Origin of the sequence: Shewanella hafniensis, assembly GCF_019655335.1 — a bacterium.
GTDB classification, from domain to species: domain Bacteria; phylum Pseudomonadota; class Gammaproteobacteria; order Enterobacterales; family Shewanellaceae; genus Shewanella; species Shewanella hafniensis.
The window spans coordinates 1-14,781 of record NZ_BPFD01000017.1; the positions used below are offsets into that span (position 1 = coordinate 1).

The window sequence follows — 14,781 nt, forward strand, 5'->3', positions numbered from 1 at the left end:
GCCGAAATTTGCCGATTAAATTAACCTTAAAAGCGCAAAATGAGACTTAGCTCTAACTATTAGGACGACATTTGGTAAAAACCGCTAGCTGAGCTGCAATGCACCTTAACTAAAGCTAATGCAATCATCCCATAATCGCAAGTTAGCGATTATCGCGATGAGATTTCCCCTTTGAGAATCAATAACTATTGATATCATTTCTAGAAAATAGAAATGTGATCCGGTCGAGGTTTTGTTTAATTATTGAAGGAGGCGGAGAAATAAATCATTAAAAATTAAAATTTGAACCGTATATGAAACTTTATCGGGCTAACTAAGGTCTCTAAGGGTAAGCAATCAATTTTCCGAGTTATCATGGCTAAATTTTGGATCACCATAGCAGTGTTATTTTCGCTAATCGCCCAATCGGCGATGGTGAGTGCTATGCCAACTTCAGCCAACATTAATGGCCACAGCAGTCAAACCATGCTGATGATGGATGCAGAAATGAACTGCACCATGCCAGATTGTGCTGCATCCGATTGCTTGCAACACAGCCAAGATAGTATGACAAATCATTGTCAAACCCATTGCCTATCATCACTTTACCTTGAGCCTGCAGTGCTAGAACTGGCCTTCGCCAACCCAGCAAACAAGCGTATTGCCATCCAAGGCTGGGCGATGCAAACTGCCGACCTCGGGCTCACCACACCGCCTCCTAACTCCTATTCACTGTAAACGTCACTCGTTTTTTACAACGTAAAACCGACTAAACACCTTAGCTTGCGCCGCTGCATATTCGCACTGCAACTAGGTACAGAGAATTTTTGGAGTTTATTATGAAAACCACTTTATTGAACAAAAGCTTACTAGGCCTTACTTTCGTTATCGATGCCTTATTAAGTAGCACCACAGTGACAGCCGCCAGCTTAAAAAGTACAGAGGCGCTCAGTGTTATCAGTATCAATGGTGAACCAGCGACACCCTTTAAACCTATTCAACTCACCGCGGGAAAAGTACTGATCGAGCTAAAATATCAGGATATATTTAATTATCGCGCCGATGATAATGGCAACTGGGTTAAATCAGAACCGCTTTACTTAGTGTTGGATGTAAAGGCAAGTGACAGTTACCAAATCACGCCGCCAAACATAATGACTGAAACTGAAGCGCGCCAATTTATTAAATATCCAACGATTCAACTCAGTATTAATGGTGATAGAGCGGGCGAATACCCATTGCAAAACCACAGCCAACTGATGGCGAAAATGCTCGTCAGCAATCCTGCATTCTAATTTAGATAAGCAAAATATTTAATTTGAGGCATGTGCTTAAATGTGAGTTAAATCATTACAGCATAATGCCTCTATGCTAGAATCGAGCCGTTCATCATTTGGAATACTTATGCATCACACACTCGGTCGTTACTTTTTAGTCATGTTCACTTTACTCGCACTCGTCGGGCAAAGTGTTGTGTCTAATGGTCACGCCATGGTGCCACACACTATGGATATGAGTGCGATGAATCATGAAGCTTCCTCCCAAATGCACCATGCTGCCATGATGCAGATGAACACTGAGAACCCTTCTGACTCACATTCAATGGCCAACGCGGATTGCTGCAACGATAAAATGCTTCCCGGCGCGAAACAGCATTGCTGTGATGGCACCACATCATGTTCAAATGATTGTGGTCATTGTTTGACGATTTCAGTCGCTGGCACTCTATTCAGCCCACACCTCTGGCCAAGTGTGAGCATGAGCGATACTGCAATGGCCACTCCTATGCCTCATTTCCACTCGATCTCTTTGTCTTCGGCCTTTAAACCACCGATAGCCTAGGCCTACTTTGCGCTTAATGGGTAAATCGCCCTTAAAGAAGCCAAGCTAAAACGACAATCCAGTTAGCCCTAAGCTAACACCCAAATTAGCCGTTTATTGTGGTGCCTTATCGTTAAATCGTGCACCAGAGTCTCGCAAAACGTTGATAACTGAGCCGAATGCCAAGTTGTGGCATTAATCCGTCTATCAAAGCGAACCGCTTTGATCTGCTGTGCTCACAGACGTTTATGCGCTCATATTCGGCCGTTAATCCGATGGAGTGAATAATATGAAAACCCTAACTAATCTCGCCTTAATTGCATTCTTGCTGACCAGCACTAACGTGTTTGCCACAGCTACGCCGCACGAACATCAACACGACAATGCAAATCCGCAGCAACAAGCACAAACCTATGTTTGCCCTATGCACCCCGAAGTAACAGGCACTAAAGGCGATTCCTGCCCTAAATGTGGTATGGATTTAGAGCCAAAAGCGACGGAAGCAAAAACAGCTGAAGGTGCGATGCACAACGCGCACGAACACCACTAAGCTAGGCTGGAGATGAGGCATATGAACCAATTTAATACCGCAAAAAAGCAGGCCCCTAAGGCCGTACTGATCTTGAGTAGCTTACTCATCAGTACGACTTGGCTGAGCCATGCCCAACTGGCGAGCACACAAGAACCCGTTGCGACCGAAGCTGCAGTGACACAATCCGCCACTGCACCTAAAAACAACCCGTTAAATCAAGTGAAAACCTACACTTGCCCTATGCACCCCGAAGTGATCAGCCATGAGCCCGGTCGCTGCCCTAAGTGCAATATGTTTTTGGTCGAAAAACTCGATGCCGAGAGCCCTGCTGCCGAGCATGCACAGCATCAAGCCGCCGATCATCAGGCCTCTGAGCATGGGCAAACCTCTGCTGCCAAGGCTTCGAGTCAAGTATTTGATACTCCTGCACTTAAGGCCGACAGTTTAGTTAAAACCCAAAATAACGTGACAACAATCAAGTACGTTTGCCCTATGCATGCCCACATTATTAGTGATGTCCCAGGCACTTGCCCTATCTGCGGTATGAACTTAGAAAAAGTTGAAACGGGCGGCAATACCCAAGAAATCAACATCAATGTTTCCGGCAGTATGCAGCAAGCGTTGGCGTTAAAGGTGGCCAAGGTTGAACGCGACACACTGTGGAAATTCGTCGAAACCGTCGGTCAAATCGACTATGACGAAAGCCAGATCACCCATATCCATGCCCGTGTTACCGGCTGGATTGAAAAGCTGATGATCAAATCCGTGGGTGATACCGTCAAGAAAGACCAGCTAATCTATGAGATCTACTCCCCCGATTTAATCAACGCCCAAGATGACTACCTGCTTGCGATAGACACAGCTAAAGCAAACGGCCAAGGTCGCTACAAAGATTTGGTGCGTAATGCGGGCTTACGCTTATCTTTCCTCGGTTTTAACGACAAACAAATCAAACAATTAGCGGAATCACATCAAACTCAATATCGGGTACCTTTCTACGCCAAAGAAGACGGCATAGTGAAAGCCCTCGATGTTCGCGATGGCATGTATATCCAACCGTCAACCGAAGTCATGTCTGTGGTGGATCTGTCTAAAGTCTGGGTGATTGCCGACGTATTTGAGAATGAGCAAAGCTGGATTGCCAAAGGTCAGAAGGCCGAAGTCGCCGTCCCCGCCATGAATATCAGCGGCGTCGAAGGCACAATCGATTACATCTACCCTGAACTTGATCCTGTCACTCGCAGCCTGCGAGTACGAGTGGTGCTCAACAATAACGACGTCGATTTAAGACCTAAAACCCTCGCCAAAGTCTCACTATTTGGTGGCCCGAATAGAGATGTGCTAGTGATCCCGCAGGAAGCTTTAATCCAAACGGGTAAAGAAAACCGCGTAATCGTTAAGCAAAGCGACGACAGCTTTACTGCCAAGGCCGTAACCGTCGGCATGATGAGCCAAGGCAAGGCCGAGATTATTTCAGGCCTGGATGAAGGTGAACGTGTGGTGATTTCGGGGCAATTTTTACTCGACTCTGAAGCCAGCCTCAAGGGCAGTTTAATGCGTTTAAGCAGCGGTCATCAGCACTAGGAGCGCGTTATGTTGAAATATATTATCGAGGCGTCCATCAGGCAGCGATTTATGGTGTTGATTATCGCCATCATGATCACTGTTTGGGGCGTACAGGAGCTGCGCAAAACGCCGCTCGATGCGCTGCCGGATTTATCCGATGTGCAAGTGATCATTAAAACCCCTTATCCTGGTCAAGCGCCAAAATTGGTTGAAGAACAAGTGACTTATCCCTTGTCGACCGCCATGTTAGCTGTACCTGGTGCCAAAACCGTGCGTGGTTATTCCATGTTCGGCGACTCCTACGTTTATGTGATTTTTGAAGATGGCACCGACATTTACTGGGCTCGCTCACGGGTGCTTGAATACCTAAGTCAGATCAGCAGCCGTTTACCACAAAATGTGCAACCTTCCCTCGGCCCCGATGCATCTGGCGTCGGTTGGGTGTTTGAATATGCGCTAGTCGATCGCTCCGGCAATTTAGATTTATCGCAACTCAAGAGTCTGCAGGATTGGTATCTCAAGCTAGAGCTGCAAAGCGTAGCGGGCGTGTCTGAAGTCGCCACTGTCGGCGGCATGGAGCAAACCTATCAGATAGTGCTCGAGCCCGATAAAATGGCGATCTACAAGCTGGATATCGCCACCATTAAGCAAGCCATAGACAAAGCCAACAGCGAAGCGGGCGGCTCAGTGATCGAGATGGCCGAAGCTGAATACATGGTGCGCGCCAAAGGCTATCGCCAGACGCTAGAGGATTTCCGTGAAATCCCCCTTGGCATCACTAGCCCTTCTGGCACAGGTTTAACCCTCAAAGATGTTGCCACTGTGCGTAAAGGCCCAGCCTCTCGCCGCGGCATTGCCGAACTCGACGGCGAAGGCGAAGTCGTTGGCGGCATTGTGGTGATGCGTTACGGCGAAAACGCCCTAGCGACAATTGATGCGGTGAAAGCAAAACTCGAAGAACTCAAGGCAGGTTTACCCGATGGGGTGGAGATTATCCCCACCTATGACAGATCTCACTTGATTCTTAAGTCCGTCGACAACCTATTTAGCAAGGTCGTCGAAGAAATGTTGGTGGTCGGCTTAGTCTGCTTGCTGTTTTTACTGCATGCGCGCTCGACACTCGTGGCCGTGATCACCCTGCCGCTATCCATCCTTATCGCCTTTATCGTGATGAATAAGATGGGTGTTAACGCCAATATCATGAGCCTTGGCGGTATCGCCATTGCTATCGGCGCCGTGGTGGATGGCGCGATTGTGATGATCGAAAACTTGCACAAGCATTTAGAGCATTTTAAAGCGGAACATGAGCGCGAACCCGATACAAAAGAGCATTGGCGCATCGTCACCGAGGCCTCGATTGAAGTCGGCCCTGCGCTATTTTTCTCATTAATTATTATCACCTTAAGCTTTGTACCTGTGTTTGCACTCGAGGCGCAGGAAGGTCGATTATTCGCGCCATTGGCCTACACTAAAACCTTCGCCATGGCAGCGGCGGCCTTTTTATCCATTACCTTAGTGCCGATTTTGATGGGTTACTTTATTCGCGGCAAAATCCCCAGCGAACGCAGCAATCCCATCAGCCGTTTCTTGATCGCGATTTATCAACCGTCACTCAAACTGGTACTTAAATTTCCTAAAGTCACCCTGATGTTAGCCTTAGTCGCGCTGGCCAGCGCTTGGTATCCTATGACCCGCATGGGCAGCGAGTTTATGCCCGCCCTCGAAGAAGGCGATTTACTCTACATGCCAACGGCATTGCCCGGCATCAGTGCCAGCAAGGCCGCCGAAGTGTTGCAGCAAACCGACCGGTTAATCAAAACCGTGCCCGAAGTAGCCCGCGTGTTTGGCAAAGTAGGCCGCGCCGAAACCGCGACCGACCCCGCGCCGCTGACCATGCTTGAAACCACTATCATGCTTAAACCCCATGACGAATGGCGTGAAGGCATGACGCTGGACGGCATCATTGCCCAGCTACAGCAAACCGTCAAAGTACCAGGACTCACCAATGCTTGGGTGCAACCCATCAAGACCCGTATCGACATGCTCTCGACGGGAATAAAAACCCCTGTCGGCATAAAAATCACCGGTGCCGATGTTAACGAGTTACAAAGTCTAGGCACTAAGATTGAAGCTATCTTAAGCAAAGTGCCGCACACTAAGTCGGCTTATGCTGAGCGAAGTGGCGGCGGGCGTTATATCGATATCAGTCCGAAACTGGATGTAGCCGCACGTTACGGTATGACGTTGCAGGATATTCAAGATGTGGTGCGTTACGCCATCGGCGGTATGGACATTGGCGAGTCGGTGCAAGGCGCCGAACGCTATCCTATCAACCTGCGTTATCCCCGTGAGCTGCGCGACAATATTGAGAAACTGCGCGAGCTGCCCGTGATCACTAAGTCAGGGCATTATCTGCCGCTACGTAACTTGGCCGACATCGAAATTAACGATGGCGCGCCTATGTTAAAGAGTGAGAATGGCCGCTTAATCTCTTGGGTGTTTATCGATATCGAGGGCACCTCTATCGGTGAGTATATCGCCAGCGCGAAAACTGCCTTAGACGCTGAACTCGTCGTCCCGCCCCGTTACAGCTATAGCTTTGCGGGTCAGTACGAATATATGCAAAGAGTCGATGCTAAGCTTAAACAAGTGATCCCTATGGCGTTAGCCGTGATCTTCATCCTGCTGATGATGACCTTCGGCTCCACCATTCAAGCCAGCATTATTATGCTAAGCCTCCCCTTCGCATTGGTCGGTAGCACTTGGTTGTTGTATCTGCTGGATTACAACATCTCAGTGGCCGTCGCTGTCGGTATGATTGCCTTAGCGGGTGTCGCCGCCGAGTTTGGAGTGGTGATGTTGGTGTACCTCAATAACGCCATCAAACACAGGCAAGAAAAAGATAATTACCACAGCGTCAATGACTTGAAAGAAGCCTTAATTGAAGGTGCTGTGATGCGGATCCGCCCCAAAGCGATGACAGTGGCAACCATCTTCTTCGGCCTACTGCCCATTATGTGGGGCGCGGGTTCGGGTAACGATGTAATGCAAAAAATCGCCGCACCTATGGTAGGCGGTATGGTCACAGCGCCCATACTGTCGCTGTTTTTCCTGCCTGCACTCTATCTACTGATTTACTCGCGTAAATTAAACAAAGATGCTGCGCACGTAAGTTAACGGCAAGAGAGCACCCATAAAAATCCCCTCAAGCTATTAGGGTTTGAGGGGATTTTTCATTCAATCAGATTAAAAATCTAATTTAGCAGCCGTGCTACACATCACTCTGAGTAAAATAAGCCTCTTAGTTTATAACGCTTATGTGTACCATTAACTTAGCGCACCACAGGATTGACCCGACTTACTGCAGCAGAAAGGATTCCATCACATGATTAAGCCATTTTGTTTGACCATCCGCCGGATATGGCCGCAAGCACTTTCCCTTAAAAGCCTATCGCGTACGTTATTTGCGGCGTTCGGTTTATGCGCTGCGCTAATGATTTCAGCAGCACCTGCCTTTGCCGCGCCCGCGACCGGTGAGTTTGTTGCCGATAAACGCTGTGAGCTATTTCAATCGAAAAATAAGCAGACGAATCCAGATCAATGGCAGAGCAATATTGGTGAGCGCTATCCGGTACTCGAAATCCTCGGCAACAGCGCTAAACCTGACTGGCTACGAGTACGCACCAACGCAATGAAGTCTCCCATGCGGTGGATTAGTGGCGATTGTGGTCAGTATCTGTCTAATATTGCAGGCAGTAATGTATCGACACCTGCAACAGCGGTAGAACCCGCGCAAACCACCACGGCATCGGACATTAAAGCCAAAAGCCGAGATAGCCTTAAAGAGCATGGCAGACCAGAGAAACGCCAAGGAGATCAATGCCAAATCGGCGGTGAATTTGACGCCAACGTGCTGGCCTTAAGCTGGCAAAGTACCTTTTGTGAACTCTATGGCCGCCGCAAAGCCGAATGTCGCGCCCTCAGCCAAACGCCTGAATCGAGCCAGTGGCAACACTTCAGCCTGCACGGACTGTGGCCGAATAAACAACAATGCGGCACGCGTTACGGTTATTGCAGCACTGTCAAACTACAACCAAATGATTTCTGTACTTATCCTGAGTTTGAACTGAATCCATCTGTGCGCAAAAATTTAGAAGAAGTCATGCCAAGCGCCCAATATGGCACCTGTTTAGAACGCCACGAATGGTGGAAACACGGCACTTGCCGTAGCCAAGATCCTAACGAGTACTTTTTGCTGGCAGCCCAGCTGACCCAAGCCGTAAACGCCTCGGCATGGGTGCAAAAGTATATTCATGACAACATAGGTAAGAGTGTCAGTAAAAGTGAACTAAACCAAAGCTTTGACAGCAGTTTTGGTCAAGGTGCTCACGTTAAAATGAGCCTAGAATGTGGCAAGGGATTACTGAGTGAAATCCGCATTAACTTGCCCGAGGTCATTAAAGCCTCAGACTCCTTACCTAGTCTACTCGCCAAAGCAAGTAAAGCAGGCAGAGGCTCCTGCCCTGAGACAATCATGATTGATAATGCTAATTAAACAAATGGTTAGACGAATAAAAACGGCGACTGAGTGTCGCCGTTTTTAATCTTAAATATGACTCGTCCTAAATATGGCCTTACATCTGATTAAGCTCGATCACCGCAAAGGTGGCACCTTGAGCATCAGCTATCACAGAGAATCGACCCACATCGGGGATATCACTAGGCGGAATGCACACTTGTGCGCCTAAGGCTTGGGCTTTTTCTGCAAATGCATCGCAATCGGCTACGGCAAAATAAAGCAGCCAATGGGGAGAGATATCGCCCCATTCGGGCATTATGGTCATCATACCGCCGATGGATTGCCCATCAACTTGCCACTCAGAGTATTCGATGTCTGGCATATCGCTGGGCGTGTTAGTCCAAGGGAATATTTTGCAGTAAAAGGCTTCTTCAGCGCATGGTTCTTTACAAGCCAGTTCAACCCAGCAAAGGGTATTGAGTTCACCCTGACGGCGAGCACCGATATGGTTCTTCGCTTGCCACAGTGCAAAACGTGCGCCTTGCGGATCGCTCACCTGCGCCATCACCCCCGCATCTCCCACAATATGCGGCCCCATGTGCACTTGGCCGCCCGCAGCTTGAATAGCTGCAATGCTGGCATCCATATCATCCACGGCAAAGTAGACACGCCAATGACTGGGGATCTGCGACTCGGACTCAGGAATTTGGTACATGGCGCCTAAATCATCACCTGCTAAATTAAATAGCGAAAAATGACCTTCTGGGATAGGCATTTCAACTGAGTCCCAACCAAATAACGCTTGATAAAATGCCTTAGCAGCTTGCCAATCGTGGCTTGCGAGTTCAACCCAACATGCATGTCCTTGTGCGTACTGAGTAATTTTCATCATTGGCTCCTTCATTTTTACAATCATTCGAGTTAAGCCTGAGTTCGGGCTTCTGTCCAGTATCGGGATAAAAAAGATCTGCAGGATTAAAACTCAATGGCCAAATACAAAAAAGCCCTTACGCAGAGGGCTTAAATCATCGAAACAAATTAGGAATATTGCGGCAATAAATTTGCCATCGCGAGCAGATGACAAGCACCCGTGACTATGCCGAATAACACCACAAGAATAATTAACGGTGTACCGCCAATCACTCTAAAACCTGTGCTCTCGGGGAATAACTGCCGCGATTTATAGGCCATCAGTGCCGGGACGATTACCGCCCACACTGTCGCCGCTAATGCCGCAAAGCCAATCGCCACTAAGAAGCCGTCGGGGAACAGTAATCCTAAAATCGTTGGCGGCACAAAGGTCACTAACGCGGTTTTCATCCGGCCCGAGCGTGAATCGTCAAAACCAAACAAGTCGGCGAGATAATCAAACAAACCTAAGGTCACCCCTAAGAAAGATGAGGCCACGGCCAAGTTAGCAAACAGGGTCAACATACTGTTTAACCAGCTACTCGCCATCACCTCAGACAAAGCGCCCACCAAGACACCCATATTGCCGCCTTGGGCAATAATATCGATAAACTGGCTGCGGGGAATATTGCCCATAGTCGCCACTAACCAACAGGCATAAATCACCAGCGCGATAAAGGTGCCGACGAAAATCGCCTTGATAATGGTGGCGGAATCTTTGCCGTAATACTTCACTAAGCTGGGAACGTTACCATGGTAGCCAAAGCTGGCAAGACCAAAGGGCAGCGCCGCCCACAGATATGGTGAAAAGCTGTTATTACCATCGGGTTCGAGCAACTTAGTCACATCGATTTCGATCAGTAAGTTACCGATAGCGAGGAAGAAGGTAATGATCATACCGCCGAGCATAATCGTGGTAATACGATCCACGGCTTTAGTACTGATCAACACTATGCTCGCCAACACTATGGCGAACACTAGCCCTGCCACACTTTGCGGTAACTCAATTCCCATGCCCTGCAAGCTGTGGTTTACAATCGAACCACCGCCGCTGATATAGGCATAGGTCAAAATATACAGCACGAACGCGATAGAAACGCCGTTCACTATCCGCCAAAACTGTCCGAGGGTTTGCTTAGTTAAGGTATCGAAGCTGGCACCGGGTTCGAAATGCAAATTGGTTTCGAGCAACAATAAGCCCGACATCAACATGCAAAACCAAATACCCAATAACATTAAAATCGAATAGCCAAACCACATACCCGCACCGACCACGGGCAGAGAAAACATCCCAGCACCTACGGTCGTGCCAGCAATAATCATGGCGCCGCCGAGCAAGGACTTACCTGCGGGCTTATGCTTAGCCGCATTCATATGATTTGCCATTAAACTATGTGCTCCGCGGTGACACTCGCCACTATCGTTTGTCTCACTGACGGACGTAATAAGCTATTGGCTTGATCTCGGATGCGATTGATATTGGACTTATCTTGGTTATCTGCCAGATAGCCCAATTCTTTGAGCTTAACACTCAAGGTTCCGTAGAGTTTTTTATCGTAGAACTCAGGCGCAGTAATGCCATGCAAAGCGCCTAAACGCTGGGCAAGTAGATGGCTCTCAGACTCAAGTTCTGAGCGCTCCATCTTAGGTCTGTTTGCTAACAGATTGAAAATAATCGCATAGCGTTGCAAGGTCTCGCTCACTGAACTGGCTAACAATAATAGTTGGCTAGTGTGCTCTGGCACGACAGCTAAGGTATCAGTCTCGACCACTAACCCTTGTTCAATGAAGAAATCCAGCACTTGGTTGACATAGGCAGGTACATCTTTAATGCCCATAAAGAGTTCTGCTTTCAGTAGCGGATAAAAATCGGCAACGATTGACACCACTTGCTGACGCGGGATCTGCTCATTATGCGTTAAACAGCTCGCAATTAATGACGGCACGATAAATAAGTGGATGATATTGTTACGATAGTAAGTCATGGACACAGCCTGACTCGCTTCGATAGACACGATTTCCCCTAAAGGATCGGCACTAACAACAAACTTGTTCAAATCTAAACCTTGCTGCACTAGATGCTTGCCATCACCTTCGGCAACCGAAGTGTAAGCAGTATAAGGCACTTTTTTGAGTAGGGTCAGATACAAATCAAGCTGACGCTCCAACAGACCGCGCTCTAAGGCATTTTGATCTGTCGCCAGCAACACTAAGCTCGTCAAGGTCACTGAACTCGCTGCCGCCGCATCATTGATACGTGTCATCACTCGATTCGCTAGCACGTTTACCGCTGGCGTTAACCAACTCGGTTTTTGCTCAGGATCATCGGCTACCTCATTACGCCAGTTTGGCGCACGCTCATTTAAGAAGTTTTGCAGGGTAATGGGCTCGCCAAAGTTCACATAACCTTGGCCGAAATTACCCAGTTTGCGGATCGCGCCAAACACTTGCCACACAGATTCTTTTTTCTTTTTCTTACCGCTTAATTCTTTATGGTAAGTCGCTACCTCCATCACATGGTCGTAGCCTAAATACACAGGCACTAGCGTGACTGGACGCTCGATACCGCGCAGTACGCTGTTCATCGTCATGGCGATCATGCCAGTTTTGGGCGCCAATAGACGCCCCGTACGTGAGCGGCCGCCTTCGGAGAAATATTCCACCGAATAACCTTTAGCAAACAGTTGATCTAAATACTCACGGAATACTGCGGTATACAGCTTGTTGCCATTAAAACTACGGCGGATAAAGAAGGCACCACCGCGACGGAACATAGGTCCAGCAGGCCAGAAGTTGAGGTTAATACCAGCGGCAATGTGCGGCGGAACCATACCTTGATAGTACAAAATATACGATAACAGCAGGTAATCCATGTGACTGCGATGGCAAGGCACATAAACAATCTCGTGACCATCGTGGTGCAACTGGCGAACTTGCTCGGCACCTTTGATATTGATCCCGCTGTAAAGCTTGTTCCATAACCAAGTTAAGAAACGCTCGGCAATACGAACTAAACTATCTGAGTAATCGGCAGCGATTTCATCGAGATACTCAATGGCTGTCTCGCGCGCTTGGGTCTCTGAAATCTTCTTACTGACGGCTTCTTCTTGAATCGCTTTACGCAACGATTCAGATTTGAGCAACGAATGAAACAGTGCTTGGCGATTTGGCAGCACAGGCCCTGTCATCACCTTGCGTTGACGACGGAAATGCACCCGCGCGACCCGCGCTAACTTATGGGCGATACCCATGTCTGTGCCATGCTCGTCGGCCATATAACGCAGGGATACCGCATTCGAAAACTGCACGAAGTTATGTCGACCTAAGAACAGAATCATCAGACACTTACGCAGCCAAGTCGGGTTTTCCCGTTCAAACACAGCCGCCTTCATAGTGTCGTCTTCTTTCCCTGGTGTGCGGCCCCAATACAGGCTCACGGGCACCAGTTGAATATCCAATTCAGGGCGCTCCTTATGCACGGCTAACAAACGCATAAAGCATTCGAGGAAAGGCTCGTTACCGGCACGCTCGCCAAACAGCGGCTTACGCCCCTGGAGGCAGACAACCCGAGGCGCAATCACACCATTCGCCACTAAAGGCTCATAGGGGCTCGGTAGTCCTAACTTTGCCGTTATTTCACTCAGGGCAGCGATGTCACTCAGCGATTCCGTTTTCATCACATAAGCAAGGGGTCTGGAGGCATCCAGATTCAGATCGGCAAAGGGATCCTGAGGCACAACAATAGTGTGCACTAAGTGTTTTTGGATCCAGCGTAATGATTTCAACCAAAGAGAGTCGTGTTTAGGCATTATTCTTATGCAATTAAGTACGTTTACTAGCCCGATAGAATACCAGACTATGGGTAATATTCGCTAATTCTCTCCAACATAGCTAAAAAGTGGTTAATACTTGCGCTGCAAATAATACTGTATATACTAACAGTAACTGTATAGAAAAACAGGAAACACCATGAGACCTTTGACGCCACGCCAAGCTGAAATTTTAGAGCTAATTAAACGAAATATTGCCGATACTGGCATGCCACCCACACGGGCAGAAATCGCGACCCGTTTAGGTTTTAAGAGCGCCAATGCGGCTGAAGAACACCTTAAAGCGTTGGCGAAAAAGGGCTGCATTGAGATCATGCCGGGCACTTCGCGGGGCATTCGCCTACCTGCGGAAGTCGAAGATTTAACTGAAACAGGTTTACCACTTATCGGTCAAGTGGCTGCTGGCGAACCTATTCTTGCCCAAGAACATGTCGAACAGTACTACCAAGTCGACCCGAGCATGTTCCATCCCGCCGCCGATTTTTTACTGCGGGTTAAAGGCGACAGCATGAAGAATATCGGCATTCTCGAAGGAGATTTGCTGGCTGTTCATAAAGTACAACAAGCTAGAAATGGTCAAGTGGTTGTCGCTAGAGTCGACGACGATGTCACTGTTAAACGTTTCGAAAAAAAAGGCAATGTGGTCTATCTACACGCCGAAAATGAAGACTATTCCCCGATAAAAGTGGATTTAGGCTATCAAAGTTTAACAATTGAAGGACTCGCCGTCGGTGTGATCCGTAATGGAGATTGGCTATGAACAAACTACTTGGCAATGCACCCCGCCATCCGGGCTTGTGGCTCGATGAAGTACGTGATGCCGACTATGACTGGCACCATGCACCTATCGCCTGCATGCCAACTAAGACTCAAGGTCGCCAAGAATTAATCCATCTGAGCGCGCAACTCGCCCAGTTAAGCCAACAGGGCCGTTGGTTAGTGCTCATCAACCCGCCGAGTATTGGCTACAAACAAATGCTCGCCAACGCTGGCGTGCGTATGGACAGAGTCTTGCTGGTACACGCTAAAGATGAAGTCGAAACCCTGTGGGCGATGGAAAAAGCCTTAACAAGTGGTACGTCCAGTGCGGTTATTACTTGGACCCAATCATTGGATGCACGCGATAATCGTCGCCTACAAATTGTCGCTAAAAGTGCCCGCGCCATGGGCATAGTGCTAGAAGACGTAAACAGTCACTTACATGGCGACGTACGCATTGAGCAAGGTAGCCTCTTCGGCCAACAATCTTTTTTTAGCGCTGTGCATTAAATATTCATTTAATTTTTTACCTTGAAAGCCGCCTCGCCTATGAATGTGAGGCTTTTTTTTGGCAATTTTTCAGACAATTAGATAAATAAGTGATCTTGATCAATATTTAAACAGCAAGTATGGTTGGTTTAGTCGGCGATGATATATCGCCGCCCGTGGCAAATAAATCGAGCCGTTATCGCGTTCAAAATGCCACTAAAAATAGAGAACAGATTTATTTCAGTCGTATGTGCCAGCGTGGCTAATACCAGCAGTAATAATACTTAATTAAAAGTAACAGCCGCCAACGCACGTTGAAGTCAAAAAAGCTTTTTTGGGAACTGAAGAGTTTGCATAGAGTTGAGACTTACTGTGTT

General features: G+C 48.0%; 12 protein-coding genes. 9 read left to right on the plus strand and 3 right to left on the minus strand.

The annotated features are described in order from the left end of the window. Positions 1-354 precede the first annotated feature (354 nt). The 7 genes from K5Q99_RS07280 to K5Q99_RS07310 all read left to right on the plus strand — a co-directional run bounded on the left by K5Q99_RS07280 (position 355) and on the right by K5Q99_RS07310 (position 8,453). Complete coding sequence (locus tag K5Q99_RS07280) at positions 355-717, plus strand: hypothetical protein (protein ID WP_220776467.1); 363 nt, start codon at positions 355-357, stop codon at positions 715-717. Positions 718-818: 101 nt separating this feature from the next. Next, on the plus strand, positions 819-1,274 hold the full coding sequence (locus K5Q99_RS07285) for a DUF2057 family protein (RefSeq protein WP_220776468.1): 456 nt from the start codon (positions 819-821) through the stop codon (positions 1,272-1,274). Between the two features lie 109 nt (positions 1,275-1,383). Further along, entirely contained in the window at positions 1,384-1,821 is a 438-nt protein-coding gene (locus tag K5Q99_RS07290; protein ID WP_246604415.1) for a hypothetical protein, read from the plus strand. Between the two features lie 268 nt (positions 1,822-2,089). Then, complete coding sequence (locus tag K5Q99_RS07295) at positions 2,090-2,350, plus strand: heavy metal-binding domain-containing protein (protein WP_106649035.1); 261 nt, start codon at positions 2,090-2,092, stop codon at positions 2,348-2,350. A 21-nt stretch (positions 2,351-2,371) separates the two neighbouring features. Continuing rightward, entirely contained in the window at positions 2,372-3,916 is a 1,545-nt protein-coding gene (locus tag K5Q99_RS07300) for an efflux RND transporter periplasmic adaptor subunit (RefSeq protein ID WP_220776469.1), read from the plus strand. A 9-nt stretch (positions 3,917-3,925) separates the two neighbouring features. Then, entirely contained in the window at positions 3,926-7,075 is a 3,150-nt protein-coding gene (locus K5Q99_RS07305) for an efflux RND transporter permease subunit (protein WP_220776470.1), read from the plus strand. 208 nt (positions 7,076-7,283) lie between these two features. After that, a complete protein-coding gene (locus K5Q99_RS07310; RefSeq protein WP_220776471.1) occupies positions 7,284-8,453 on the plus strand; it encodes a ribonuclease T2 family protein in 1,170 nt (389 codons plus the stop codon). 79 nt (positions 8,454-8,532) lie between these two features. Here the strand turns inward: K5Q99_RS07310 and K5Q99_RS07315 are convergent, their stop codons facing one another. The 3 genes from K5Q99_RS07315 to plsB form a co-directional block, all read right to left on the minus strand. Then, positions 8,533-9,306: a VOC family protein gene (locus K5Q99_RS07315; RefSeq protein ID WP_220776472.1), complete on the minus strand. Its 774-nt coding sequence runs from the start codon at positions 9,304-9,306 to the stop codon at positions 8,533-8,535. 149 nt (positions 9,307-9,455) lie between these two features. Then, positions 9,456-10,712, minus strand: a complete 1,257-nt coding sequence (gene mtr / locus K5Q99_RS07320; protein WP_220776473.1) for a tryptophan permease — start codon at positions 10,710-10,712, stop codon at positions 9,456-9,458. Next, positions 10,712-13,135 carry a glycerol-3-phosphate 1-O-acyltransferase PlsB gene (gene plsB / locus K5Q99_RS07325; protein WP_220776474.1) on the minus strand — a complete coding sequence of 808 codons (2,424 nt, stop codon included), beginning with the start codon at positions 13,133-13,135 and terminating at the stop codon, positions 10,712-10,714. The genes mtr and plsB overlap by 1 nt, the downstream gene beginning before the upstream one ends. Before the next feature lie 160 nt (positions 13,136-13,295). Between plsB and lexA the strand changes: the two genes are divergently transcribed. Continuing rightward, positions 13,296-13,916: a transcriptional repressor LexA gene (lexA, locus tag K5Q99_RS07330; protein WP_106649027.1), complete on the plus strand. Its 621-nt coding sequence runs from the start codon at positions 13,296-13,298 to the stop codon at positions 13,914-13,916. Beyond that, positions 13,913-14,425, plus strand: a complete 513-nt coding sequence (locus K5Q99_RS07335; protein ID WP_006079607.1) for a cell division inhibitor SulA — start codon at positions 13,913-13,915, stop codon at positions 14,423-14,425. Before lexA ends, K5Q99_RS07335 begins: the two co-directional genes overlap by 4 nt. The last annotated feature ends 356 nt before the right edge of the window (positions 14,426-14,781 follow it).